This window comes from Arthrobacter sp. AG258 (assembly GCF_004364695.1).
GTDB lineage: Bacteria > Actinomycetota > Actinomycetes > Actinomycetales > Micrococcaceae > Arthrobacter.
The window spans coordinates 266,807-291,031 of record NZ_SOBI01000003.1; the positions used below are offsets into that span (position 1 = coordinate 266,807).

Sequence of the window (24,225 nt, forward strand, 5' to 3'; positions counted from 1 at the left end):
GGTCAGGAAACCTTTTGCTTTGCGGCGAGCACCTGTGCCAACGGGGCGATGGTGACGCCTGCGGCGACCAGTTCGCTGCGGACCAGGCGGGCAAGTTCGACGGCGCCCGGGTTGTCGCCGTGGAGCAGCACCGTGTCGGCATGGATGGCGATGTGGCTGCCGGAGACTGTTTCGATGAGTCCTTCGGTCACCATCCGCACGGTGCGCCGGACAATGGCGGAGGGGTCGTGGATCACGGCGCCGGGCCGGCTGCGCGGCACCAGAGTCCCGTCATCCTGGTAGGCGCGGTCCGCGATGCCAACGATGGCCACCCGCAGGCCGCGCTCCGCCGCCGCAGTGGCGAGTTCACCGTCCTGCGCCAGGATGATCAGCTTCGGGTCCACCCGGGCGGCAGCATCTGCCACAGCCCGGGCGTAGTCCGCACGGGTGGCCACCAGGTTGCCCAGGCGGCCGTGGGGAGCCAGGTGGGAGACGGTACCGCCGTGGTAGGCGGCAAACGCCGACAGGGCACCCAGCTGGTAGATGACGTCGTTGCGGACTTCGTCAGCCGTGAGGTCCATGGCGCGGCGGCCGAAGCCGCGAAGATCCGGGAAGCTCGGGTGGGCGCCGATGCCGACTCCCGTCCTGACACATTCAGCCACGGTGGCGTCCATGATGTCAGGGTCCCCTGCGTGGAAGCCGCAGGCGATGTTGGCGCTGGACACGATGTCCAGCAGGGCTTTGTCGTCACCGATCGAGTAGGCGCCAAAACCTTCACCAAGATCCGCTACGAGATCGACTGTGGGCATTGCGGGCCTTCCTCTGCTGGTGCTGCGGGTGTAAATCAGTGTGGCATCGGGATTGGAGCCACACAAAGACGAATGCGGTATCACGCTATAGGGAACAGTTATGACCTTTTGAGGCGCCATTGGCGACCCAAAAAATTCAACCGGCCCATGTTTAGTGACACCAAGACTGGGCTTTCCAGCAAATTGTTTCCCTGCTTATGCACAAAACATATGCCGGCATCAAAACCGGTGATGGCTTGGGTGGGGATAGAATGCTCTGGTCATTGGAAAGTCATCTGCAATTAACCTATGCCCGAGACTCGGATCACACAAAGACGTATTGCCTGTCCCGCCATAGCGCCAACGTATGACCCCGCAGGCTGTGCCGTCCCCGGCTGGAAAAGAGGAGCGCTATGGACACCCGGAAGCTGGCGTACTTCGTGAAGATCGTCGACTCAGGAAGCATCACGAAGGCGGCCGCCGCCCTCCACGTCGCCCAGCCGGCGCTGAGCCAGCAGGTGTCGGCCCTGGAAACGGAGCTGAAGCAGCGGCTCCTGATCCGGAGCAAGCAGGGCGTGGAGCCCACGGCGGCCGGCCATACCCTGTACCGGCATGCGCAGACCATCCTGCGGCAGGTGGAGCAGGCCAGGATCGATGTGGCAGCTTCAGGAGCTGCACCTTCAGGCCGCGTCTCCATAGCAATCGCTCCCTACAGCATGGCCTCAAGCCTCACTCCGCGGATTATCCGCGAAGTAGGACGGCGCTACCCAGACATCGTGCTGCACCTGACCGAGATTTACGGCGGCGTGCTCAGCGAGGCCATCAAGAACGGGCGGCTGGACATGGCCCTCATCTATGAACCGGGGCCCATCCGGGGCGTGCAGTTCACCACCCTCATCGTCGAGGACCTGTACCTGGTGGTCAACGCCGCGCGGGAGCTTCCGGTGGACCCAGGGGCCGGCACCATCGCCCTGGAAGCGGCGGCCACCCTGGGCCTGTTCCTGCCCGAACGGATCCACACCCTGCGCCAGGTGGTGGAGGCGGGCTTCGACAGCAAGGGCCTCACGCTGCACCTGGTGGGGGAAGTGGAATCGGTGCCGTCCCTGACCAGGTTGCTGCGCAGCGACCTGGGTGCGACCATCCTGCCCAAGTCGGCCGCGGATGCACTGTTCCACGAGGAGGACTTCCGGGTCCTGCGGATCACCGGGCCTGCATTGCAGTGCAAGATCGCGCTGTGCACTCCGGACCACGAACCGCTCTCCGAGGCCGGTTCCGCCGTACTGCTGGTACTGAAGGAAATGCTCCAGGAAATGCTGCGCAGCAAATACCAGCCGCTTTCCAGCGAAAAACCCTCCGCCGCCGCGGATGCGTCATAAGCGGCCCTTATCAGGTCACGCTCCATTAGTCTTATCCATGGAATTTACTGCGTCCTAGGATAAAAGCCATAAAGGTTCGCCAACGGCGTTTACCCGGCACAAATGATTCCCTTGGAGCCCAGCATGAAAAAAATCACCAGCCTGCAATACCGGAATTCCTCTGAACGACGGATCCAGCTCAAGGCCAGCACCGGTTCGCATTGCCCCACTAATGGCTTCTGGCGGGCCGAAGACGGCGCAGCCTCGGATCCGGTATTTGTCTTCGAGGGCAGCATGATGCCGCCGGGCAAGCGGGGATCCACCATGTGGTACCTGGACGACTCCCAGGTGGGGCCGCCTGCGTACCTTCTTCCGGGGATGAACTGAGGTGGCGTGAACCACCGCACCGCCGGCGGCCAAGAAGGCCCGGCGTTCCGAAAGGAACGCCGGGCCTCTCTGCTTTAACCCCATCAATGGGGGTGGAGCTACAGCGCAGGCTCCAATTCGGCGTCCTCCACCAGCAGGCCTTTGGCCTTCAGCACGTCGGTCAGTTTGCACAACTCGATGGTGGTGCCGCCTTCCTTATAGCGGCGGATGAGGTCGTCCTCAGCGTCCACGCGTGCCTGCGACAGCTTGATGACTTCCTCGATCTCATCCTTGCGGACCACCACCACGCCGTCGGCATCACCCAGCAGGACATCGCCCGGGTAGACAATCTCGTCGCCGAACACCAGGGGATGGTTGATCGGGCCAATGGTTTCCTTGACGGTCCCCTTGATGCAGACACTGCCGGAGAACACCGGCAATCCGAGTTCAATCAGGTCCTTGGTGTCGCGGACACCTGAATCCGTGACCATACCCGCCAGGCCTTTCGCCTTCATGGCGTTGCCCAACACGTCGCCGAATGTCCCGGCTTCCTCGTACTCACCGGCTGCCACCAGGACAACGTCACCCTTCCGGGCGTAGTGAATGGCCACCTGAAGCATCAGATTGTCCCGCGGTGCACAGACCACGGTGACGGCGGGGCCACAGAAGGACATGCTGCGGTCAATCGGCTTGATCTTCGAACTCAGGGCACCTTTGCGGCCCTGTGCTTCATGCACTGTGGCAGAGGAGAACTTGGAAAGTCGCTGAACGGCATCTTCGGAAGGGCGGTCGAATTTCGTTTTGACGTGGATCATGAGGTGCTCCTGTTTTGTAGAAAGCGTGGGCAGAGTAGTGGTTGGGTCAGGCCAGCGCCCTGACGGCCTTTTCGATGGCAGCGATGGCATCGTCGATCACCGGCAGCCCGGTGGCATAGGAAATCCGGAAGTAGGGGCTTAGTCCGTACGCCGATCCCTGGATGACGGCAACTGACGCCGCTTCCAGCAGGTACAGCGTGAAGTCCTCGTCGTTGCTGATCTGCCTGCCATCGGGCGTCGTCTTGCCCATGACCCCGGCGCAGTTGACGTACGCGTAAAAGGCGCCTTCCGGCGTCGCGCACTGCAGGCCGTTGACCGCGTTCAGCCCGGAGACTGCCGCATCACGCCGTTCGCGGTACGCCTCCACGCTTTCGCGGACGAATGCGTGGTCTCCGGTGAGTGCCGCGGCGGCAGCCGCCTGGCTGATCGAGGACGGGCAGGAGGACATCTGGGACTGCAGCTTGTTGATGGCAGCCACCAGGGGCGCCGGTCCGCCGGCGTAACCCAGCCGCCATCCGGTCATCGCATAGGCCTTGGACACCCCGTTGGTGACCAGCACACGGCCCTTAAGCTCAGGGGCAACGGCCACGAGACCCGTAATGGGCTCTTCGCCGAAGTGGATCTCGTCGTAGATCTCGTCAGTGAGGACATAAACGCCAGGGTGGTCCTTGAGGACGGCGGCCAGGCCTGCCAGTTCTTCGCGGGAGTACACCGCTCCTGTGGGGTTGGAGGGCGTGTTGAGGATGACCCACTTGGTGCGCTCCGTCAGTGCGCCTGCCAGTGCCTCAGGGGTTAGTTTGAAACCGGTGTCCTCACCACAGGAAACGATGACGGGGGTGCCTTCGTTGGCGAGCACCATGTCCGGGTAGGAGACCCAGTACGGCGCGGGAATGACGACCTCGTCGCCCGGATCGAGGGTGGCCATGAACGCGGTGAAGATGACCTGCTTGCCGCCTCCCCCGATGGTGATTTCGCCGGCGGTGTAGTGCTGCCCGGTTTTGCGGTGCAGCGCCTGCAGGATGGCCTTTTGCAGTTCGGGCGTCCCGGTGACCGATGTGTACTTGGTTTCACCACGGTCGATGGCCGCGACGGCAGCGTCCTTGATGTGCTGCGGCGTGTCGAAATCCGGCTCGCCGACCGTCAGGTCCAGGATCCGGCGGCCCTCGGCCTTGAGCTCCCGGACACGGGCCGCCGCGGCAACGCTGGGTGAGGATTTGATACGGGTTACGCGTGATGCGGGCACGAATTCAGGCATGGTGTCTTCCAGGCTTCCGGTACGGATGGGGGTGGTTCATTTGAGCCTAGGGAAGGAGCCGCCCCCTTGGATAAGACCTAAAGTGCGTGGACAGATAAGCAGCCCTTATGACGGAGCACTTAGAACTTTCGCCTATTGCTCCACGCACTTTCGGTATTGCCCTGCCGGCTCGCCTGGGGCGTAGCCTGCAGGGTGGATCACGGGCCCACCGAACGCAACGCGCCGCTACCTCCCGCGACGCCTTCAATGCGATGGGCCGAACCGCAGGAGAGGTACGCCTGCCGGCGGGAGGCCGCGCGGCATGCAAACTCAAACGGAGACAAGGAGCAGAGGTGCCCGGCAGAAAAACTCACGATCGGATACCTCCGCGTACAGCCGGCACCGGAACGGGTGCGGCCGGCGTGGCAGCGTACCGGTACCGCGGCGTCCCGCAGCCGGACCCCGCCACGGCCCGAGCCCAGCAAGCCTTGGCCGTGCTGGCCCAGCTGAGGACGACCCTCGCACTTCGGTCCAGCAGGGTACGTGCCCTCACCGCCGAGTTGGGTGATTGCCTTGCCCAGGCCGTGTGCGATGGCGTAAAGGTTGCCGCGGTTGCGAAGGCCGCCGGACAGCCTGCAGCCAGTATCCGGTCTGCCGCCCTGGCACGCGGCGAACTGTACCCGTCCGGCCAAACCCGAAGCGGGCATCTTCATCTCATTGCGGGATTGGCGTCGGAGCTTGCGGCAGCCGAGGGCGCCCGGAGTGCAGCGGAAGACGAACGAACGCGGGTACTGGCTTTGGCCAGAAAATCCCGGCTCCTCGACGACTACCAACTTGCCGGGGCAAGCGGGCTCAAGTCCGACGAAATCCGCAAAATGACCAGGGGCGTCGGCTTGCGTGTAGCCCAGCCGCAGTAATCGTCCCGCCTGATCCCCGGCCGGGGGCCCGGCGGGCCTTCCGCTCTCCCATCCCCATTCCACGGCGGGCTTCCGTGTTGTCCAAGGTCTCCGGCTCGTCGACTCCAAGCCATAACGAATCGCTATGTAGGTACATAAAAGCCGACTTTGTGTGACCCATACCGCAAACGTTAACTTGATGTTTGAGGCCGGTCCGCAAAGCCGTCAACACGATTTGCGAGAGAGCTCACAGCAGGACCAACAGGACATTCCATTCAAGATCTCTTTCCGAGAGCCCAGGTTTAGCGGCAACCGGTGTTCACCCATCACCCACGGAGACGAAATGACAGAAACCACACTTCCCAGGAAGACCCCGGTCAAGGCCGCAATCGCGGCCTGGATCGGCACGACGTTGGAGTACTACGACTTCGCGGTGTATGGCACCTCGTCGGCGTTGGTTTTGAACGTGCTCTTCTTTTCACCCGATCTTCCCCAGGGCCTCAGCGTGCTGCTCGCCATGATCACCTTCGCGGTCGGCTACGCGGTACGCCCCCTCGGCGCCCTCATCCTGGGACCGCTGGGCGATCGTCGCGGCCGCAAGTTCGTCATGATGATCACACTGTTCGGCATCGGCGGCTGCACCTTCCTGATCGGGTGCCTGCCCACGTACGCCCAAATCGGTCCTCTTGCTCCGATCTTGCTCGTGCTGATCCGCGTCATCCAAGGACTGTGCCTTTCCGGTGAGCAGCCCAGTGCCATCACCATGAGCCTGGAGCATGCTTCCGAAGGCCGGCGCGGGTTCCTCGCGAGCTTCACCACCTTGGGTTCCTCCTCCGGCACGCTGCTCACCCTGCTGGTGTTCATCCCGATCGCCGCCATGCCCTCGGAGCAGTTGCTGAGCTGGGGTTGGCGGCTGCCGTTCTGGGCCTCCGCCCTCGTCGTCGTCGCTGCCTACCTGATCCGCCGCCACATCGAGGAGCCGCCGGAGTTCGTAAAGGCCCAGGCCGCCAAGGTGAACGCTGCTCCCCTCCGGCATCTTCTGCGCTTCCACTGGCGTGCTGTGCTGCGGATCGTGTTCTGTGCCCTCATCGCGGGCACCAGCTACATGATGCAGACCTTCTCGGTGGCATTCGGTACCGCCGGATACAAGCTGGATAAGCCGACCATGCTCCTGACGACTACCGTCTCGGCCGTGATCGCGCTCGGCATCACACCCCTGGCTGGATTCCTTGTGGACAAGATCGGCCGCAAGACGATGTTCCTCATCGCAACGGGCGGCGTGGGCGTCACGATGGCGCCCTATCTGTGGTCAATCACGACCGGCAACTGGTCGCTGATCTTCCTGTTTGGCATCATCAACTACTCCCTTTTCTACTCGATGGTGAACGCGTCCTGGCCGTCATTCTTCGCAGAGATGTTCCCCGGCCGGCTGCGCGTCTCCGGACTCGCCCTTGGGACCCAGGTCGGCTTTGCCATCTCGGGCGTCATCGGCCCCGTTCTCTCGACAGCACTCGCTGGCCCCGACCTGAAAGATTGGGTCGGACCGTCCATGGTCGCGCTCGGGTTCATGGTCCTGGCAGGAGCCTCAGCCCTGACCGCCAAGGAGACCAAAAAGTACACCCTCAAGGAGCTCGACGAGGTGCAGCAGAGCGAACGGGAAACGTCCGTCCTCACGGCCGCGGCCATGTCCCCAACCTCAGCTGCCCGGGGCCTCGCCGGTTAGCCGAATAACGGGATGACAGGTTATCTCCCTTGAGATGATCACGGACTCGCTGTGCGTCCCACAACGTTGATTCCGTTGTGAACAAGTGAAGACCTCTTAGTGACGGCACCAACAGCCAACCACTAAGGGGTCTTCCTGTTGCCGGGGCCGCCGCACCACAAATACCCGCGTACCCTGGTTCCAGTCCGGAAGACCCTGGCCCGCCGCCCCAATAAGTGCTGGGATAGTGCTGGCGATGTGGAGGCGATGGCGATGGCACGGTTGGACGGGCGGATTGCGGTGGTGACCGGGGCGGCCGGCGGTATTGGACGGGCGGTTGCTGCCGGCCTTGCCCGCGACGGGGCCGCCGTCGTGGTGGTGGCCCGCAGCCGCGCCCGCGCCCTGGCGGCCATGGCGGATATCCGGACGCGCGTCCCGGCCGCGGAGCTGGAGCCCCTGGCCTGTGACCTGTCGCTGCAATCGTCCATCCGTGAGGCCATGGCCGAGCTGAAATCCCGTCACGAGCGGGTGGACGTCCTGGTGAACACCGCCGGCGTATTCCGGAAGGAACGCCAGGAAACCGCGGAAGGGCTGGAGCTCACCTTTGCCACGAACGTTGTGTCCTATTTCCTGGTGACCGGACTCCTCCTGGATGCCCTTAAGAAGGGTGCCACAGCTGCCCTGCCGTCACGCATCATCAATATCGCTTCCAAATACGGCAACGTCAGGCTCCCGTTCGATGACCTGCAGACCGCCACGGGCAAATACAGTTTCCTCCGTTCCACGCCACCCACCATGCTGGCCCGGATCCTGCTGACGCAGGAGTTCGCCGAACGGCTGCGCGGCACGGGCGTGGTGGCCAATGCGGTGCACCCGGGACTGGTGCGGAATACGGGGCTGCTGCAGGACGTGGGCGGTCCGTTGCGCCGGCTGACCAACACGCTGGGCAAATCGGCGGAACGGGCCGCGGACACACCGCTGTGGCTGGCAACCTCGCCCGAGGCTGCAGCCGTGACCGGAAAGTTGTGGGCGAAGCGGAAACAGCTTCCCACCCCGGGCATGGGATCGGACCCGGAAGCCAGGCGGCGGTTGTGGGAGGCGTGCGTGCGCCTGGCCGGTACGGATTTCGCGTGAACGGCGCCCGGACGGCAACGGACGGGCCAACGTAGCGGGCAGGGAATTTGTTGACGCGCCCCTGCGTTGTCGATCTGTCCAGAACAATCTGGACAATTGAAGCTCGACAGGAGAAAACACCACATGTCAGTTGACTACGACGCTCCGCGGGTTACTCCCGAGGAAGAGCCGAACGTCGCTTTGGAGGAGCTGAAGTCCGATAAGTCCGGCCGCCGGGAGGCCAGTCCCGACATGGACGAGACGGACCTCGCGGACAGCTTCGAGCTGCCCGGCGCGGATCTTTCCAACGAGGAACTCCTTATCCAGGTGGTCCCGGTGCAGGCCGATGAGTTCACCTGCATGTCCTGCTTCCTGGTCCACCACCGCAGCCAGCTGGCCCGGGAAAAGGACGGCAAGAAGTACTGCAAGGAATGTGAGGGATAGCCGGCAGGCAGGCCGGCCAGGTTCGGATTCCAACCATTGGAATCCGGGCTCGTGGACGGAGCGTGTGGAAGCCATGATGTAGGTCACGCTCCGGCAAGGGCCGGCCGACTGGAAAGAAGGAAACCATGTCCCTCAGCGTTGAGGAAATGAACAAGCAACTCCCGGTGGCCAACGCGCTGCCCGGCGAGGCAGTCCCGTATTACATGGCGTCCGGTGAGGGCGCACGCTACGAGATCAACGGCCAGCTGGTGACAGTCATCGCCCGCGCCGCCGATACCGGAGGGATCTTCAGCGCAGCCTACGTTTCCGGCGGCATGGGAGCCGAATCCCCCTTTGTCAGCCACAGCATCGAGCACAAGACGCTCTACGTGTTCGATGGAATCCTGCACGTCTGGCTGCCTGGCGAGAGCCGGATCCTCACGCCGGGCGACTCGGTGGTCATCCCCCCGAACACTCCGCACGCCTACCGGATGGCGAGCCACTACACCCGGTTCCTGAACTGGATGACTCCCGGCGGCGGCGAAGCCTACTACGAGCGGGTCGGCACCCCCATCGATTCACACGTCCCGCCGGCCAGGCCCGGACACAAGGCCAACCTGCAGGAGCAGGCCGAGGTGGGCGCCGAGTTCGGCATCACGTTCCCCGACGTTGAGCGCGTGGCGCCGTCCTTCAAGCACGACGCCGGCCTGCCGCCCACGCAGAGCCCCTACTTCCTTAGCGCCGGCGAGGGGGAGCGGCTGGCCAGCTACCAGACGATGTTCACCTACCTGTCCCGGCCCGCCAACACCGGCTCCAACTACTTCGCCGTGCACACCAAGGGCGCCAAATCCCCCTACATTCCGCTGCACTTCCACTCGCAGCACACGGAGAACTTCCTCTGCACCGAAGGCCGGATGTGGCTCTACGCCAACGGCCGCGAGATGCTCCTGACCAAGGGCGACTTTGTGCATGCCCCCGCCGGAACCGTCCACTCGTTCGCGCTCGATGCCCACAACACCCAGATGGTGGGTTTCCTGACGCCCTCGGTGTTCAACGGGTTCTTTGAGTACTTCAACAAGCCCACGGAGGACTACATCTACACCGAAGGCGGCGAACCGTACATGGACATGGAAGGCTTCGGCCGCGCCCAGGCCGAGATGGACCTGACCGTGGTGAGTCCCCCGCCGCAGCGCCGCGCAGCCCTGGACATCCCCTAAGCCGCACCACAGAAGGCCCGGACTTCCGAAAGGAAATCCGGGCCTTCCCTGTGTCACCGGGTGGTTTGCCTGACGAGTTCCCGGCCGTAGTCGTTGCCGTTGGGCGTGCGGACCACGGTGTGCATGTGGAAAGGGGCAGGCTCCTCGTTGCTGAGGAACACGCCGGTGTGGTGGTCCAGCTCCAGGACCACCACGGGGCTCTGCAGCCGGAAATAGAACGCCTCCCCGCCTTCCCAGCCGCCGATCCAGCTAAAGTATGTCTCGCCGTAGTGCTCGCGGATTTCGCGGCGGCGGGCTGCTCGCGGGCCTTCCGGGAGGTACGCGGTGAAATCGTCCACCACCGCGTCCAGCAAGGCGCGCGCCCCGGAGGGCATATCAGCAACCCGGATGCCCTCGTACGGGATCACCCGGTTGTCCTGGAAACAGCCGCCCAGGTGCCGTTCGTCCCCGGGGTGGAGGCGGCCTTCCGGCATGGCAGGGTCCACCATTGCCCCGTACACAACGGCGCGGGATCGCAGCTCCGCGGGCAGGGCGCGCATCAGTTCCCGGGCCAGGGCGATGCGCTCCTTGAATACTTTGACGCCCCGGTGCGGGCCGGCGTCGATCATGTCCGGCTCGGCGCCCATGAACACCGGCGAGATGACCAGCTGGGTGCCTGCTACCAGGCAGTTCAGCGCCGCATGGTGGCCAAAGAGCTGCCACCCCCACGGTTCGGTTTCTGACGGCCCGCCGTAGAGGGCGAAGTTGTAGCTGAACTCGTTCATCAGCAGCGGTAGCTCCACCAGGTCGCCCAGGAAGCCGTTGATGCGCATCAGGTTCCGCACCAGTTCGAACCCTTCGGCGCTCAGGCTGGCTTCCACCACGCCAAGCACGGCGTCGCGCACCGCGGGTTCCAGTTCATCGAGCCGGAGGCCGGTGTCGTGCTGCATGAACTCCGGGTTGGCCCAGCTCTGCCATTCGGGGGCGTCCACGGCGTGGCTGAGCTTCCGGGCCCGGTCAGCGTCCAGGGTGCCCAGGAGCTTGCGGGCTGCCGCCACCATCTGCGCGGTGGGCGCTTCTTCGCCGGGCCGCGCCGGTGCGAGCGGGTACAGGCCTTCCCGCCGGACGCCGTCGCTGGTGATCCCGTTGAAGGGCTGCGGGTAGAGTTGCTGCCACCCTTCGATCATGGGCCCGGCGAACGAATCGGTCTTGGCGGCTTCCGCGTACGCGCGGGCGTCCAGTCCGCGGATCCCAGCGACGCGCGGGTGGTCCGGGGAGAACAGGTAGTCACGGAAGGACGGCGTCTGCACGGATGCTCCTGGTGGTCTCGAGGGAAGTGGGCGACCAGCCGGCCGCCACGGACAAGGCGGCGCCTGCGGCCGCGGCGGAATTGCCCCGCCACGCCACGTGCTGGTCCGGGCGGACCAGCAGGGTGCCGGCACCCCATACCTGCGAAAGGTGCGTGCCGTCGTCGGCTGGTCCGACGACGGCGATGGTCACCGGGCAGCCGGTGCGGGCAGCCGCCGCCAGCACCGGCTGGAAGGCTTCCGCCGCCGGCACCCCGGCCAGCGCGCCGGCGTCGGCCAGCAGCGTGAAGCCGATTCCCAAGTGGCTGTACAGGGAGGTGCCGTCCGCCAGCCAGGCGTGCGGCAGCAGGGCGCCGGGGGTGGCTGAGGGAAGGTAGTGGATGGGGTCCTCGGCGGGGGCTGGCAGGGCGTCCGGCACCACCAGGGTTGAGTCCGCGTACGAATAGCCGAGCACCAGGCCCAGTGAGTCGAACTCGCTCTGCTTTATGGCCAGTGCCGCATTGGCGGCCCGCCGCGCCGCGTCGCCCCGTGCCCCTGGGGCCGCGAGGTGGGTGTCCGCAAAGTGGTACGCCAGGGCCTTGCCGTTTTCGGCGGCGTCCCGGATGGTGCGGGCGGCCACCGGGCGGCGCTCCTCCCCATAGCTGGGCAGGAGTCCGGGGCCGGCCCATCCGTTGATGGCGGCGGCGAGCTTCCAGGCCAGGTTGGCGGCGTCGCCGATGCAGGTGTTGAAGCCGTGGCCGCCCCACGGTGGGTTCAGGTGTGCGGCGTCGCCCACCAGGAAGATGCTGCCGTGGCTGTACTCCGGGGCCAGCAGCATCCGGGCGGTCCACGGGTCGGTGGCCACCACGTCAATGTCCACCTCCGCGCCCACGAGGGAGCGGACCATCGCGGCGGCATCTTCCGTGGTGACGTTGACGGCGGGATCCACGCCCTGGACGATCGCCCACCAGGTGCCTTCCAGGTCCATGGGCCCCACCATGCCGGAGGTTTCGGACCCCACCACCCAGTACTGGACGGCCGGGTCCAGTGCGATGGCGGATGCCAGGGAGTGCGAGCGGAACAGGATGCTGACGTTGGACAAGGCCGCGGAGCCGCCTTCCAGCCGCAGCCCCAGGCTGCGGCGGACGGTGGAGGACCCGCCGTCGGCTCCGATCAGGTATTGTGCCCACAGCGTGCGGGAGGTGCCCACCGCATCGGTGACGACGACGGCGTGCGGCCCGGTGGCATCGCCGCCGGCGGGGCCGGCATCGGTGACAGACCACCCGGTGACGAAGGTGACCAGGGGGTTGTCCGTTGCGGCGTTGCGGAGGACTTCCTCAAGGACCGGCTGCGGCACCTGCTGGCCGCACTCGGGTTGCGGGCCGTACCGGCCGGGGACCAGTTGGAAGGCGTTGCGGAACCGGCGCAGTTCGTGGGCGGCGGAGCCGGTGAGCCCGGTGCAGAAGATCACGTCCTGCCCGTGGTCCACCGGCAGCGGCGCCGCGTCCCGAAGCAGGTCCGCGAGCCCAAGCCGACGCAGGTGGGTCATGGTGCGGGCGTTGGTGGTCTTGGCCCGCGGCCTGGTGTGGTCCACGGCGGTGCGGGGTTCGATGACGGTGCTGGCGATGCCGCGGGAGGCGAGGTCCAATGCCAGGAAGAGCCCGCTGGGGCCGCCGCCGGCGATGAGGACCTGCACCTCCGCCGGAAGGTCTGCAGCGTGATGGGATGCGGTCATCAGGCACGGCTCCGCAGGGAAAGGTCCCCCACCGGTGTGGTCAGTGTGCCAAGCTTCTCGATCTCCACTTCCACGGTGTCGCCGGGCTGGAGGAGCCACTGCGGGGTGCGGGCATAGCCAACGCCGTCGGGGGTGCCGGTGGCGATGACGTCGCCGGGGTGCAGCGTGAACGTCTGGCTGATGAGGGCAATGATGGCGGGGACGGAGAAGATCATGTCCCGGGTGTTGCCGTTCTGGGCCTCGATGCCGTTGACGCGGGTGCGGACCTGCAGGCCTTCGCGGAGGTCCCCCACCTCATCGCGGCTGACCAGGGGACCCAGCGGCCCGCTGAAATCGCCGTTCTTGCCCAGGGTCCACTGCGAGGTGAGCTTCTGGGCCCTGCGGGAGGTGATGTCGTTGAACGTGGAGTAGCCAAAGACGGCGTCGCCGGCGGCGGATTCGTCCACTGACTCGACCCGGCGGCCGATGTAGGCGGCCACTTCGCCCTCCCAGTCCAGTCCCGCCTCGCCGGCCGGGACGGGAACCGGGACGTTGCCCACGGACAGGGACGCCGTCCAGCGGGCAAACAGGGTGGGGTACGGTGGCAGTTCCTGGTCCTTGAAGCTGCCTTCGGCAACGTGTGCCTTGTAGTTCAGCCCGACGCAGATAATCCGGGCCGAGGCGGGGACCAGCGGCACCTCGGTGACGCTGCCGCGCTCCAGCCAGGCGCCGGCGTCGGACGCTTCACTGCCCACCGCGCCGGCAACCAGGCCCGCGGCCTTGTCCTGCCAGCCCTCGGCGTCGGCCCAGAATCCGGGGACGGGTACGAGCGGGAGGACGCGGGAACCGGCGAGGGCGGCTGCCCAGGGTTCGCCGTGGTGGGTGATGCCGATGAACTGCATGGGGGGGCCTTTCAGGTGTGTTCCGGGCGCATGGCGCACCGAAGGAAGTGGGGAAATCAGTGCTGCTTTGCCTGCCGGCAAAGGAAATCAATGGTGGCGGCGGTGGCCTGTTCCGCGGCCGTGGTGCTGCGGTCCGGGAGCTGCCACATGTGGTCCGCGTCCTCCAGCAGGAGGAGGTGGACGACGTTTCCGGCGGCTTCCAGCGCAGCGGCGAAGGCGGTGGACTGTTCCACGGGAACGAAGCGGTCGGCCGTGCCATGGATCAGCAGGAACGGCGGCGCGTCCGGGTGCACGTAGGTGGCGGGACTGGCGGCGCGTGCTTTGGCGGGGGCGTCCGCCGGCTGGGCACCGATCAGCAGGGATTCGCGGGAGGCGGGGTCGTCGGCGCGTGCAACGGCATCAGGCCGCGCCTGGGACCCCATGGTCGCAAGGTCAGTGGGCGGGTACCAGGCCACGACGCCGGCCACCTGGCTGTCCCCGTCAGCGTCGGGGCTACGGGCCGGGTCCACAAATTCCGCGCTTCCTGACGTCAGGCCGAGGAGGCTGGCCAGATGGCCGCCGGCGGAGTCACCCCAGGCGTAGATCCGGTCCGGGTCCACCCCGTACTCAACAGCGTGGGCCCGGAGCCAGCGGACGGCTGCTTTGGCGTCCAGCAGCTGCGCCGGGAAGGTGGCGGTGTCCGTCAGGCGGTAGTCGGCCGAGGCCACCACGAAGCCGGCGGCCGCGAGCTGCTCAATGGGGCTGAGGCGGAAACCGTCCACGCCAGGGCCCAGGGAGGACCGCTCCCCCGTCCGCCAGCCGCCGCCGTGGAAATGGACCACGGCGGGCAGGCCGGCCTGGCGGCTGCCCCCGCCTCCCGCAGGCGCCGCCGCCGGAACGTAAAGGTCCAGCAGCAGCGGGTCCGCGTTTTGTGGCCGGCCGAACTCGATCCCCCGGAGGATCCGCAGTGCCGTCATCGTTGACTCCATGTGTGCCGCGCCGTTTCTGTCCTGTTGCCTCTGTCCCGGCGTTGCCGGGCGCCGGACCAGGGTGGTCCGCGTTCATGGACTCAACTGTGGGGCATGGGCGGGTCCGGATGCGCGGGTGGTTTCACTGAATGAAACTGGTTCGCTGAGGACCGAACGGTGACTGGCAGGAGCCCGGGGTTGACCCGGACGATTCGGTCAGCGTGTTTCCTGCGCCGGTGCCTGGTCCTTCAACGGACGCCTGGCCAGCCACGCCGCAACGATGGCGCCGGAGATGTTGTGCCACAGGGAGAAGACGGCGGACGGGAGTGCAGCGAGCGGGGTGAAGTGCGCGATGGCCAGCGTCGATGCAAGGCCGGAGTTCTGCATCCCCACTTCGAACGCCAGGGCACGGCGGGCCTTGTCGTCCAGGCGGCCCAGCTTGCCGGCCAGGTAGCCCAGGCCCAGGCCGAAACCGTTGTGGAGCACCACGGCAAGGAACACGATGGCCCCGGCGTCGAGGATCTTGTTGGCGCTGCCGGCCATCACGATGGCCACGATCAGGGAGATCACGACGGCGGAGGCCCAGGGCAGCGCCGGCAGCACCTTGGCGACGAGCTTCTTGAGGAACAGCCGGGCCAGCAGTCCGGCGACCACGGGCAGGAGCACCGTCTTGACGATGTCCAGCACCATGCCGGCGGCGTCGATCTGCAGGTACGAGCCGGCCAGGAACAGGACCAGCAGCGGCGTGACGATCGGGGCGATCAGGGTTGAAACGGAGGCGACGGCGACCGAGAGGGCAACGTCGCCCTTGGCCAGGAACGCCATCACGTTGGAAGCGGTTCCGGAGGGTGCGCAGCCCACCAGGATGACGCCGACAGCGAGTTCGGGGTTGAGGTTGAGGGCTCCGGCGATGAGCCAGCCGGCACCGGGCATGATGACGTAGTGCGCCACGATTCCCAGCGCCACCGCCCACGGCCGCTTGGCCACCGCCGCGAAATCCGGCGGGGTCAGGGTCAGGCCCATGCAGAACATGATGATGCCCAGCAGGTAGGGCACGCCCTGTCCCATGGGCTTGAAGACTCCGGGGAGCAGGAAGCCGGCGATGCCTGCGGCCACCACCAGGAGCGGGAACACCGTCACCGCGATGCGGGCGATCCGGCTTTCCGCTTCCAGCGCAGGGTTGGCGGGTGCCCCGTCCGGGGAATTCTGGGGTTTAGTTGCCTCAAGCATCCAATCATGGTTACACCGGCCGGCCGGGCTCCGCCAATTGATGACCGGGAAGGGTAACAACGGCGGAGCCCTGCCGCGCCAGGACGTTCACCCGTCAGAGCTGTTTGCGGAGCTCCATCTTGCGGATCTTCCCGCTGGCTGTGCGGGGCATCTCGGCCACCACCACCAGGGACTTGGGGATCTTGTACCGGGCCAGCCGGCCGTCGAGGAAGCTCCGCAGCTGCTCCTCCGTCAGCGATTCGCCCTCCCGCAGGGTCACGATCGCCTGCGGCACCTCGCCCCATTTCTCGTCCGGGACACCGATAACGGCCACGCTGCCCACGGCGCTGTGCTCGGCGATGACAGCCTCCACCTCGGCCGGGTAGATGTTTTCACCGCCGGAGATGATCATGTCCTTGAGCCGGTCCGAGACGAACAGGAAGCCTTCCTGGTCCCGGTAGCCCATATCACCGGAGCGGAACCAGGCCCCGTCCGCGTAGCTTGCGGCGGTGGCCTCTGGCCGGTTCCAGTATTCCTTGATCACATTGGGGCCGGAGATCTGGATCTCCCCCACCTCCCCGGGAGCCACGGCGCCGCCCATGGGATCGGCGATCCGGACGACGGTGAAGAAGTGCGGCAGGCCTGCCGAGCCGGCCTTGTCCCTGGACCTGTCGACGGGAAGCATGGTGGCGCCCGGCGCTGTTTCGGTCATGCCATAGCAGCTGGTGAAGCCGATGCCGCGGTCCTCGTACGCATCCAGCACCCGGCGCGGGATGGCGGAGCCGCCACAGGTGAGCTTGTCCAGGGAGCTGAGGTCCGCCCCTTCCCAGCCCGGGTGCTCGCAGAGCAGCTGGAACGTGGTGGGCACGCCGTTGAGGGTGGTCACCTTGTGCTCCTGGATGAGTTCCAGGACCCTGGCGGGATCGAACTTGGCCGCCAGCACCACGGTGGCGCCCTTCAGGAGCATCGGCAGCAGGCCCATGTCCAGCGATGCCACATGGAACAACGGCGAGATCATCAGTGCCACGTCGTTGCGGTTCAGGTCCATGTCCACGATGGTGTTGATGCAGTTCCACGTGATGTTCCCGTGGGTCAGGAGCGCACCCTTGGGTTTCCCGGTGGTCCCCGAGGTGTAGAGGATCATTGCCCCGTCATCGTGCCCCACCGGCACGTCGGGGTGGTCCGGCGCCGCCGCCTGCAGCGCCTCTTCGTAGGGTGCCACCTCACAGGGAACGACGGCGGCGGGTGAGGTGCCGGCGGAAGGTTCCGTCCCGCCGTCGGCCGCCATTACCAGGCGATGGGTGACCCCTGTCCCCTCCGCCGCGGCGGACGCGGACGGTTCCAGGGCGGCCGCGTTGACCAGGAGCCGGGCCCCGGAATCCTCCAGCTGGAACTGAAGTTCAGGCGGAGCCAGCCGGGTGTTGAGCGGGACGAAGATGGCGCCCAGCAGGCCGCAGGCGAAGAAGGTCTCCACGAAGGACGGGTGGTTCTCGCCCAGGTACGCCACCCGGTCCCCCTTGACCACTCCGCGGCCCCGGAGTGCGTTGGCCAGGCGGTCGGCCCGCTCGGCCAGTTCCTCGTAGCCAAGGGTGCTGGTTCCGGAAATGAGGGCTGCCTTGGAACCTGATTTGTGCCGGCGGCGCTGCAGCCAGGATCCAACTCCGTTGTTGTCCATGGTTCTCCTAACGGACCGTGGTGAGGTCGTTGTTCTTAGATTCCCGCGTCAGGGCGATGAAGACAATCGATACGAGGGCCATGACGGACAGGAACACCACCACCGGAACGATGCTCTGGCCGGAATCCTTATAGAGACCGGCGATGATGCCCGGGGTGAACCCTGCGCCGATGAGGGTGGCCAGCTGGTACCCCACCGCGGCACCGGTGTAGCGGGACGTGGTGCCGAACTGTTCGGACACGAACGCTGCCAGCGGCCCGTACAGGGATGAGTGCAGGACCAGCGCCACGGTAAATGCCACGAAGACCAAGCCGACATTGCCGGAGCCCAGCATGCCGAACATCGGGAACAGGTAGGCGATGAACAGGGCCAGGCCGGCGATCATCACGGGCCGGCGGCCGAACCGGTCTGACAGGCGGCCGCCCAGGAGGACGAAGACGATGGAGATGGCCGAGGCCCCGGCGAACGCGTACAGCACACCTTGCTGGGGTGCGCCCTTGGAGACGGCATAGGTGACCGAGAAGGTGGGCAGCACCACCTGCAGGCCGAACCCGGCGGCGCCGGCGAACATGATCATGATCAGCGCTTTGGGCCGGCGCAGCACCTCAAGGAGCGGGATCTTGCGCTTGGTGCCGGCCTGGGCCTCCTCCTTGGCCACCGCTTCGGCGAAAATGGGGCTTTCCGAGACCCGGAGGCGGACGAACATGCCCACGATCAGGAGCACAAAGGACAGCAGGAACGGCACCCGCCAGCCCCAGGCAAGGAAAGCGTCCTGCGGAAGGGCTGAGAAGGCACCCATCACCAGGGTGCCCAGCACGGCGCCGGTAGGCGCGCCGGCGTTGACGAACGACGCCGCGAAGCCGCGCCGTTTCGGGTCCGCGTGCTCCAGTGCCATGAGGGCGGCGCCGCCCCATTCACCGCCGACGGCGATACCTTGGCAGACCCGCAGCAGCACCAGGATCACGGCGCCCCACGGCCCGATGACGCCGGCGCCGGGAATCAGGCCGATGAGGGTGGAGGCGATGCCCATCATGGCCATCGAGATGATCAGCATCCCCTTGCGGCCCACCTTGTCACCGAAGTGGCCGAAGATGATGCCGCCCAGCGGCCTGGCCACGTATCCGGCGGCGAAGGTGGCGTAGGCCGCCACCACGCCCACCCATTCGTCCGTGCCGGCGAAGAAGACCTTGGGGAAGGCCACGGCTGCGGCCGTGGCGTACAGCAGGAAGTCGTAGAACTCGATGGTGCTGCCCAGATAGCTGGACAGGATGACCGTGCGCGCTTCCTTGCGCTTGGCGGCCGTGCCCGCGGGTGCGAGCGTGGTGTGTCCGGACATGGCTGTTCCTAAAGACGGAGGAATGTGGGGTTTTTGGGGTTGCCTGAGGCGGCGGCGCCGGAGGGCGCAGCCTGGGTTTTGGAACTGCTGTTACTGGTTGAAGCGGCTTACTTGTAGAAGCGGGCCAGGAATTCGGCGACGACGGCGGGCCGTTCCTGGCCTTCGATCTCGATGGTGGCGTTGACCTTGATCTGGGCGCCGCCCTTGACCTCGGTGACGTCGGCGATGGTGGCCTGCATGCGGACCTTGGAGCCGACCTTCACCGGGGAGGTGAAGCGGACCTTGTCCAGGCCGTAGTTGACCTTGGTGGTGACGCCGTCGACGTCGAACAGCTCTCCCCAGAACGGGATGATCAGCGACAGGGTGAGGAAGCCGTGCGCGATGGGGGCGCCGAACGGGCCGTCTTTGGCGCGTTCGGGGTCGGTGTGGATCCACTGCTGGTCGTCGGTGGCGTCCGCGAACTGGTTGATCTGGTCCTGGGTGATCTGGCGGTAGTCGGTGGTCCCGAGGTCCTTGCCGGACAGGGTGAGCAGGGTGTCGAAATCGACGACGAGATTGGGCATCGTTGCCTCCTGGGAGTTGTTGGTTGGGTGGGGAAGAAGTGGTTCAGCGGGTGAAGGCGCTTTGGCCCGTGAGGGCGCGGCCGATGATGAGGGCGTTGATCTCGTGGGTGCCCTCGTAGGAGTAGACGGCCTCGGCGTCGGCGTGGAAACGCGCGACGTCAGCGGCGAGGGTGATGCCGTTTCCGCCCACCACTTCCCGGGCCAGCGCTACGGTGTCGCGCATGAACAGGCATGTCTGCATCTTGGCCAGGGCCGAGTCCTGGTCGCGGTAGGTGCCTTTGGCCTGCTGCTCGGTGAGCCTGACCACCAGGGACAGGCTGGCCGTGACGTTCCCCAGCATGCGGGCCAGTTTCTCCTGGACCAGCTGGAAGGAACCCAGGGTGCGTCCGAACTGACGGCGTTCGTTGACGTAGGCGAGGGCTGCCTCGAAGGCACCTGCGGCTATTCCGGTGGCGATCCAGGCGACGTCCGAGCGCATGGCCCGGAGCATCGCCGCGACGTCCCTGAACGAGTCCACGTTGTGCAGCCGCATGGACTCGTGAACACGGACGCCTTCCAATGTGATGTGGGCGTTCTGCATCATCCGCAGGGCCGTCTTCCCGTGGATCTTCTCCAGCGTGACCCCGTCGGCCTCCCGGTCCACGAGGAAGGCCTTGACCTGCCCGTCGGCTGCATCCCTGGCGAAGACGGCCAGGACGTCCGCGGTGGCGGCGCCACCGATCCAGCGCTTGGCGCCGTCAAGGATCCAGCCGTCCCCTTCACGGCGTGCGGTGGTGGAGAGGCCGCCGGCGATGTCCGATCCATGCTCGGGCTCGGTCAGGGAGAAGACGCCCTTGAGCGAGAAGTCGATGACCCGGGGCATCCACTCGCGCTGCTGCTCCGCCGAGGCGCCCACCCGGATGGCGGTGCGGAACAGGCCGGCCTGGGCGGTGTACCAGGTGGCCAGCGAGGCATCAGTGCGGGCAAGTTCGAAGATCCGGAAGCCCTGGTAGATTCCGCGCGCGGGCCCGTCTTTGGTGAGTTCCGCAGGTTCCATCAGGTCCAGGTCGATCAGCGGCCGGGCGAGCTGCTCCGGAAATTCGCCGCGCTCCCAGTACTCAGCCAGCAGGGGTTTTGCTTCCCGGTCCAGGAACTCCCGCAGCCGGGCCAGGACCCGGCGCTCGTCCTGTGTGAGCAGGGACTCGGCGTCGTACCAGTCCGCTGCCTCGTAGAGCCGGGCACCCACGCCCGCAGCCGTCGTCGTGCCGCTGGTGCCCATCTCAGCCACCCAGCCCGAGGAGGCGCACCGCGTTGTCCTTGAGGATCTTGGGCCGGACCTCGTCCTTAAGGGGCAGGCCCGCGAAGGCACCGAGCCATTTCTGCGGGGTGATCAGCGGGAAGTCGGTGCCGAACAGCACTTTGTCCTGCAGGTAGGAATTGGAAGCCTTCACCAGGGACTCCGGAAAGTACTTGGGCGACCAGCCGGAGAGGTCGATGAACACGTTGGCCTTGTGCGTGGCGATCGAGTTTGCCTCGTCCTGCCACGGCACCGAGGGGTGGGCCATGATGATCTGCAGGCCCGGGAAGTCCGCGGCCACGGCGTCCAGCAGCAACGGGTTGGAGTAGGCGAGCTTGATACCGTACCCGCCGGGCAGGCCCGCTCCCATGCCGTTTTGGCCGGTGTGGAAGATGGCCGGCAGGCCCAGTTCCTGGAGGGTCTCCCACAGCGGGTAGAAGCGTTCGTTGGACGGGTCGAAACCCTGCAGGGACGGGTGGAACTTGAAGCCGCGGGCGCCGAGTTCAACGGCCTGGTGCTTTGCTCCGGCGATGGCGTCTTCGCCGGTGCGTGGATCGACGCTGCCGAACGGGATCAGGACGTCGTTGTTCCGGGCGGCGCCGGCGATGAGCTCCGGGATGCTGTTGGGCTCGTGCTTGAGCTGGGTGCGGGCGTCCACGGTGAAGACGACGGCGGCCATGTTCAGTTCGCGGTACACCTCGGCGATGCGGTCCAGGGAGGGGGTGCGGTCCTCGGCCTTGAAGTATTTGGCGGAGGCTTCGGTCAGTTCCTCGGGCAGGGAGCCGTGGCCGCAGCTGTCCACCTCGAGGTGGACGTGCATGTCGATGGCGTCGAGCGTGCTGGCGTCGACGCCCAGCTCGTAGCGGTCCGTTGCCATGATCAGCGGGCCTGCGCCGGCTCGGGCTGGAGGTCCTCCGGCAGGGGCAGGAATTCCTCGCCGTAGCTCTGCAGCGTTTCCGGGGTGAACAGCTGGCCGGAGTTTTCCTGCAGCGCCTGGTAGGTCCAGCCGCCCTTGCGGTATTCGGTGGTGGCTGCCTCCGGGTGGGTCCAGACCTGCAGCCGGTCACCGCCGGCTCCGATGGCCTGGCCGGTGATGCCGGCGGCCTCGTCGGAGGCGAGGAAGGCAACCAGCCCGGCGACGTCGTCGGCCGTTCCAAAACCCAGGTCATGGCGGAAGAAGGACGGCATGGCCTCGCCGCGCTCGTCCGCCTCCACTGCCTTCTGGAAGTAGGGGACGGTCTTGGTCATGGCGGTGGCAGCCACGGGAATGACGCTGTTGACCGTGACGCCTGCCTTCTTCATTTCCAGCGCCCAGGTGCGGACCATGCCCACGATGCCGGCCTTGGCGGCGGCGTAGTTGGTCTGGCCGAAGTTGCCGCGCTGCCCGGTGGGCGACCCGATGGTGATGATGCGGCCCTGCACGGTGTTTTCCTTGAAGTACGCGAAGGCCTCCCGGACGCAGGTGAAGGTGCCCTTGAGGTGGACGTTGATGACCAGGTCGAAGTCCTCGTCCGTCATCTTCAGCAGGGACTTGTCCCGCAGGATTCCGGCGTTGGTGACCAGGATGTCCAGCCGGCCGAACGTGTCGACGGCTCCGGCCACCAGCGCCTTGGCGGCGTCGGTCGCCCCTACCGGAACCACCACCGCGGCGGCCCGGCCGCCGTCGGCCTCGATCTGCGCCACAGCCTGGGCGGCAGTCTCGGCGTTCACGTCGTTGATGACGACGGCGGCGCCCTGGCGGGCCAGTTCCCGTGCGTAGGCAAGGCCAAGGCCCTGCCCGCTGCCGGTGACGATTGCAACCTTGCCGTTCAAGCTCATTGGCCTGCTCCTTCGCATGCGCCGGCCGAAGCCGTTGGGGTGGTCCCACTGCGGTGTGAGATCCTTGTTGGGATCAATGAAATTACGGATCATTGAAAAAGTCAACGATTGTTTTTTACACCGGAGTTGTGATGGCCACCTTGGGCACCGAAGTTCAGACCCCCCGCCTTGCGGCAGCGAGGATCGGCAGTGATGTGGGCCTGCTGCTGGCCAAACTGCACGCCGCCGGCTCGGTGCTGAACAACAAGGCCCTGGCTGACTTTGGCCTGCGGGAGCGATCCTTCTCGGTCCTGACGCTGGCGTGCAGCGGGCTGGAGCCCACGCAGCGGGAACTGGCGGACTTCCTCAGCCTGGACCCGAGCCAGGTGGTCACCCTGGTGGACGACCTTGAGCGCCGCGGCCTGGTGGAAAGGGCGCAGGGGAAGCAGGACCGGCGCGCCAAGATCATCGTCTCCACGGCCGAGGGCCGCAGGATGCATACCAAGGCCCGGGCAGCCCTGGACGCCGCGGAACTTCACCAGCTGGCCGGACTGACCGACGGTGAGTCCCAGGAACTGAAGCGGCTTTTGCGTAAGGCCCTGTGGGGCGCGGCGGAGTAGGTCGCTGCCTGAATTTCTGTAATTCTCGTCGTCCCCCTGTGGCTACCACGACCCCGACGTTGCTTCGACGAGTTTTCGGACGACTCAGAATCCCCTGACGCCTCCCGTCAAACGCCGGGTCCCTACGGCAGATGCGCCTTGTCACGGCCTATGCACTACACGTCATCCGAGCGTCCGCTGAAGGATCGTCTAACGGACGTTTGTCGGGGTGGCTGAGCACCCGAGGCCCCCAGATCTGGCCTCGATCTCGACCCGCGGGTCCTGACTGCCCACGGGAACTCACACAGCCCCTGCCCTACCTTTCTGACGCCGAGTCGCTTTGGTTTTGGCGACGTTCCTTGAGTCCTGAGCGCAGGGTAGAGAAAATCGCGATTCCCATGGCCACTGCGGTGAACCACAGGCCCGCAGATCCCTGCAGGGCAACTGTTGCGGAGACGAGCAGGAGCACTACGGCAAGCATGAGAAATGCCCATCGTCCGGCGGCCATCATTTTCCCCGTTCGGTGGAGTGGTCGAGCTCGCGGGCTGCGCGGGATTTTTGATCGTGCCGGCGAAACACAAAAGCGACCACCAACACGGCAATGACGCCGATTAGCACGGACGGCACGAAGCCGATGGAACGCCAAAAAAGAGCGAACGGCAAGAACCCGGCCGCGTAGACGGCCAAGCTACGGAGCGCTCGGGTCCTAGTGGTCATCGGCCGGGGTCATCTTGTGCTCGCGTTTCGCGGGTCGGCGGCCGATGAAGTACTTGACGATCAGTGCCAGGCCGATTGGCACGAAGATAATGCCAGTGGCCAGACGGAGCATGTCAGCGGGGACCCACATGAGAAAGATTGCCGCCCAGATGAGGAAAAATACTCCGGCAATTAGTACTGGCAATGCGGGACTGCTCATTGATTTCCCCCTCGGTGCTGAGCCCGGACCGAGCTTTGCTTAGTCAGACCGACCTCGTGATATGCCGCGAGCCTACCCACGGGGCCAGCGAACGCAAGTCAATTTACCGGCGCCGTCCCTAATCATCAAAAGCACCAT

Annotated in this window: 23 protein-coding genes; 8 read left to right on the forward strand and 15 right to left on the reverse strand. The window is 66.0% G+C overall.

What is annotated here, in order from left to right; all coding sequences use genetic code 11:
- Positions 1-2: 2 nt before the first annotated feature.
- Positions 3-788 (reverse strand): 5-oxoprolinase subunit PxpA, encoded by a 786-nt coding sequence (locus DFO47_RS07605; protein ID WP_133831225.1) that lies wholly within the window; start codon positions 786-788, stop codon positions 3-5.
- 392 nt (positions 789-1,180) lie between these two features.
- Between DFO47_RS07605 and nac the strand changes: the two genes are divergently transcribed.
- Positions 1,181-2,143, forward strand: coding sequence for a nitrogen assimilation transcriptional regulator NAC (nac, locus tag DFO47_RS07610; RefSeq protein ID WP_018763288.1), 963 nt, complete (start codon positions 1,181-1,183; stop codon positions 2,141-2,143).
- Between the two features lie 123 nt (positions 2,144-2,266).
- Positions 2,267-2,509 (forward strand): hypothetical protein, encoded by a 243-nt coding sequence (locus tag DFO47_RS07615; protein WP_018763287.1) that lies wholly within the window; start codon positions 2,267-2,269, stop codon positions 2,507-2,509.
- Positions 2,510-2,607: 98 nt separating this feature from the next.
- On the opposite strand, the gene DFO47_RS07620 is transcribed toward DFO47_RS07615, so the two are convergent.
- Positions 2,608-3,303, reverse strand: a complete 696-nt coding sequence (locus DFO47_RS07620; RefSeq protein ID WP_018763286.1) for a 4-carboxy-4-hydroxy-2-oxoadipate aldolase/oxaloacetate decarboxylase — start codon at positions 3,301-3,303, stop codon at positions 2,608-2,610.
- A gap of 46 nt (positions 3,304-3,349) precedes the next feature.
- Positions 3,350-4,558 carry an aspartate transaminase gene (locus DFO47_RS07625; RefSeq protein ID WP_133831226.1) on the reverse strand — a complete coding sequence of 403 codons (1,209 nt, stop codon included), beginning with the start codon at positions 4,556-4,558 and terminating at the stop codon, positions 3,350-3,352.
- 332 nt (positions 4,559-4,890) lie between these two features.
- On the opposite strand from DFO47_RS07625, the gene DFO47_RS07630 reads away from it, so the two are divergent.
- The 5 genes from DFO47_RS07630 (at position 4,891) to DFO47_RS07650 (ending at position 9,888) form a co-directional block, all read left to right on the forward strand.
- Entirely contained in the window at positions 4,891-5,454 is a 564-nt protein-coding gene (locus DFO47_RS07630; protein ID WP_243835381.1) for a hypothetical protein, read from the forward strand.
- Between the two features lie 322 nt (positions 5,455-5,776).
- Positions 5,777-7,156 (forward strand): MFS transporter, encoded by a 1,380-nt coding sequence (locus tag DFO47_RS07635; protein WP_133831227.1) that lies wholly within the window; start codon positions 5,777-5,779, stop codon positions 7,154-7,156.
- 252 nt (positions 7,157-7,408) lie between these two features.
- On the forward strand, positions 7,409-8,269 hold the full coding sequence (locus DFO47_RS07640) for an SDR family NAD(P)-dependent oxidoreductase (RefSeq protein WP_231369916.1): 861 nt from the start codon (positions 7,409-7,411) through the stop codon (positions 8,267-8,269).
- Positions 8,270-8,392: 123 nt separating this feature from the next.
- Positions 8,393-8,692, forward strand: coding sequence for a DUF4193 domain-containing protein (locus DFO47_RS07645; protein WP_018763281.1), 300 nt, complete (start codon positions 8,393-8,395; stop codon positions 8,690-8,692).
- Between the two features lie 125 nt (positions 8,693-8,817).
- Positions 8,818-9,888 (forward strand): quercetin 2,3-dioxygenase, encoded by a 1,071-nt coding sequence (locus tag DFO47_RS07650; RefSeq protein WP_133831228.1) that lies wholly within the window; start codon positions 8,818-8,820, stop codon positions 9,886-9,888.
- A gap of 53 nt (positions 9,889-9,941) precedes the next feature.
- On the opposite strand, the gene DFO47_RS07655 is transcribed toward DFO47_RS07650, so the two are convergent.
- From DFO47_RS07655 to DFO47_RS07705, 11 genes are all read right to left on the reverse strand, one after another.
- Positions 9,942-11,177 (reverse strand): DUF3500 domain-containing protein, encoded by a 1,236-nt coding sequence (locus DFO47_RS07655; protein WP_133831229.1) that lies wholly within the window; start codon positions 11,175-11,177, stop codon positions 9,942-9,944.
- Positions 11,155-12,888, reverse strand: coding sequence for an FAD-dependent monooxygenase (locus tag DFO47_RS07660; protein ID WP_133831230.1), 1,734 nt, complete (start codon positions 12,886-12,888; stop codon positions 11,155-11,157). Before DFO47_RS07660 ends, DFO47_RS07655 begins: the two co-directional genes overlap by 23 nt.
- Positions 12,888-13,769, reverse strand: coding sequence for a fumarylacetoacetate hydrolase family protein (locus tag DFO47_RS07665; RefSeq protein WP_133831231.1), 882 nt, complete (start codon positions 13,767-13,769; stop codon positions 12,888-12,890). The genes DFO47_RS07660 and DFO47_RS07665 overlap by 1 nt, the downstream gene beginning before the upstream one ends.
- 56 nt (positions 13,770-13,825) lie before the next feature.
- A complete protein-coding gene (locus DFO47_RS07670; protein ID WP_243835382.1) occupies positions 13,826-14,725 on the reverse strand; it encodes an alpha/beta hydrolase in 900 nt (299 codons plus the stop codon).
- 207 nt (positions 14,726-14,932) lie between these two features.
- On the reverse strand, positions 14,933-15,946 hold the full coding sequence (locus DFO47_RS07675) for a bile acid:sodium symporter family protein (protein WP_133831233.1): 1,014 nt from the start codon (positions 15,944-15,946) through the stop codon (positions 14,933-14,935).
- Between the two features lie 94 nt (positions 15,947-16,040).
- Complete coding sequence (locus DFO47_RS07680) at positions 16,041-17,600, reverse strand: long-chain fatty acid--CoA ligase (RefSeq protein ID WP_133831234.1); 1,560 nt, start codon at positions 17,598-17,600, stop codon at positions 16,041-16,043.
- Between the two features lie 7 nt (positions 17,601-17,607).
- Entirely contained in the window at positions 17,608-18,936 is a 1,329-nt protein-coding gene (locus DFO47_RS07685) for an MFS transporter (protein WP_133831235.1), read from the reverse strand.
- A gap of 107 nt (positions 18,937-19,043) precedes the next feature.
- Positions 19,044-19,499, reverse strand: coding sequence for a MaoC family dehydratase (locus DFO47_RS07690; protein WP_018763272.1), 456 nt, complete (start codon positions 19,497-19,499; stop codon positions 19,044-19,046).
- Positions 19,500-19,542: 43 nt separating this feature from the next.
- A complete protein-coding gene (locus DFO47_RS07695) occupies positions 19,543-20,757 on the reverse strand; it encodes an acyl-CoA dehydrogenase family protein (RefSeq protein WP_133831236.1) in 1,215 nt (404 codons plus the stop codon).
- A 1-nt stretch (position 20,758) separates the two neighbouring features.
- Positions 20,759-21,652 (reverse strand): amidohydrolase family protein, encoded by an 894-nt coding sequence (locus DFO47_RS07700; protein ID WP_133831237.1) that lies wholly within the window; start codon positions 21,650-21,652, stop codon positions 20,759-20,761.
- A gap of 2 nt (positions 21,653-21,654) precedes the next feature.
- Positions 21,655-22,593, reverse strand: coding sequence for an SDR family NAD(P)-dependent oxidoreductase (locus DFO47_RS07705; protein WP_133831238.1), 939 nt, complete (start codon positions 22,591-22,593; stop codon positions 21,655-21,657).
- A gap of 131 nt (positions 22,594-22,724) precedes the next feature.
- On the opposite strand from DFO47_RS07705, the gene DFO47_RS07710 reads away from it, so the two are divergent.
- A complete protein-coding gene (locus tag DFO47_RS07710; RefSeq protein WP_133831446.1) occupies positions 22,725-23,192 on the forward strand; it encodes a MarR family winged helix-turn-helix transcriptional regulator in 468 nt (155 codons plus the stop codon).
- Between the two features lie 685 nt (positions 23,193-23,877).
- On the opposite strand, the gene DFO47_RS07715 is transcribed toward DFO47_RS07710, so the two are convergent.
- Entirely contained in the window at positions 23,878-24,087 is a 210-nt protein-coding gene (locus DFO47_RS07715; RefSeq protein ID WP_133831239.1) for a hypothetical protein, read from the reverse strand.
- Between the last annotated feature and the right edge of the window lie 138 nt (positions 24,088-24,225).

Bases quoted from the DNA above. Each gene is read 5' to 3' on its own strand.
- DFO47_RS07605 (WP_133831225.1), bottom strand. From the start codon at position 788: ATGCCCACAGTCGATCTCGTAGCGGATCTTGGTGAAGGTTTTGGCGCC.
- nac (WP_018763288.1), top strand. From the start codon at position 1,181: ATGGACACCCGGAAGCTGGCGTACTTCGTGAAGATCGTCGACTCAGGA.
- DFO47_RS07615 (WP_018763287.1), top strand. From the start codon at position 2,267: ATGAAAAAAATCACCAGCCTGCAATACCGGAATTCCTCTGAACGACGG.
- DFO47_RS07620 (WP_018763286.1), bottom strand. From the start codon at position 3,303: ATGATCCACGTCAAAACGAAATTCGACCGCCCTTCCGAAGATGCCGTT.
- DFO47_RS07625 (WP_133831226.1), bottom strand. From the start codon at position 4,558: ATGCCTGAATTCGTGCCCGCATCACGCGTAACCCGTATCAAATCCTCA.
- DFO47_RS07635 (WP_133831227.1), top strand. From the start codon at position 5,777: ATGACAGAAACCACACTTCCCAGGAAGACCCCGGTCAAGGCCGCAATC.
- DFO47_RS07640 (WP_231369916.1), top strand. From the start codon at position 7,409: ATGGCACGGTTGGACGGGCGGATTGCGGTGGTGACCGGGGCGGCCGGC.
- DFO47_RS07645 (WP_018763281.1), top strand. From the start codon at position 8,393: ATGTCAGTTGACTACGACGCTCCGCGGGTTACTCCCGAGGAAGAGCCG.
- DFO47_RS07650 (WP_133831228.1), top strand. From the start codon at position 8,818: ATGTCCCTCAGCGTTGAGGAAATGAACAAGCAACTCCCGGTGGCCAAC.
- DFO47_RS07660 (WP_133831230.1), bottom strand. From the start codon at position 12,888: ATGACCGCATCCCATCACGCTGCAGACCTTCCGGCGGAGGTGCAGGTC.
- DFO47_RS07665 (WP_133831231.1), bottom strand. From the start codon at position 13,769: ATGCAGTTCATCGGCATCACCCACCACGGCGAACCCTGGGCAGCCGCC.
- DFO47_RS07670 (WP_243835382.1), bottom strand. From the start codon at position 14,725: ATGACGGCACTGCGGATCCTCCGGGGGATCGAGTTCGGCCGGCCACAA.
- DFO47_RS07675 (WP_133831233.1), bottom strand. From the start codon at position 15,946: ATGCTTGAGGCAACTAAACCCCAGAATTCCCCGGACGGGGCACCCGCC.
- DFO47_RS07680 (WP_133831234.1), bottom strand. From the start codon at position 17,600: ATGGACAACAACGGAGTTGGATCCTGGCTGCAGCGCCGCCGGCACAAA.
- DFO47_RS07685 (WP_133831235.1), bottom strand. From the start codon at position 18,936: ATGTCCGGACACACCACGCTCGCACCCGCGGGCACGGCCGCCAAGCGC.
- DFO47_RS07690 (WP_018763272.1), bottom strand. From the start codon at position 19,499: ATGCCCAATCTCGTCGTCGATTTCGACACCCTGCTCACCCTGTCCGGC.
- DFO47_RS07695 (WP_133831236.1), bottom strand. From the start codon at position 20,757: ATGGGCACCAGCGGCACGACGACGGCTGCGGGCGTGGGTGCCCGGCTC.
- DFO47_RS07700 (WP_133831237.1), bottom strand. From the start codon at position 21,652: ATGGCAACGGACCGCTACGAGCTGGGCGTCGACGCCAGCACGCTCGAC.
- DFO47_RS07705 (WP_133831238.1), bottom strand. From the start codon at position 22,593: ATGAGCTTGAACGGCAAGGTTGCAATCGTCACCGGCAGCGGGCAGGGC.
- DFO47_RS07710 (WP_133831446.1), top strand. From the start codon at position 22,725: ATGGCCACCTTGGGCACCGAAGTTCAGACCCCCCGCCTTGCGGCAGCG.
- DFO47_RS07715 (WP_133831239.1), bottom strand. From the start codon at position 24,087: ATGAGCAGTCCCGCATTGCCAGTACTAATTGCCGGAGTATTTTTCCTC.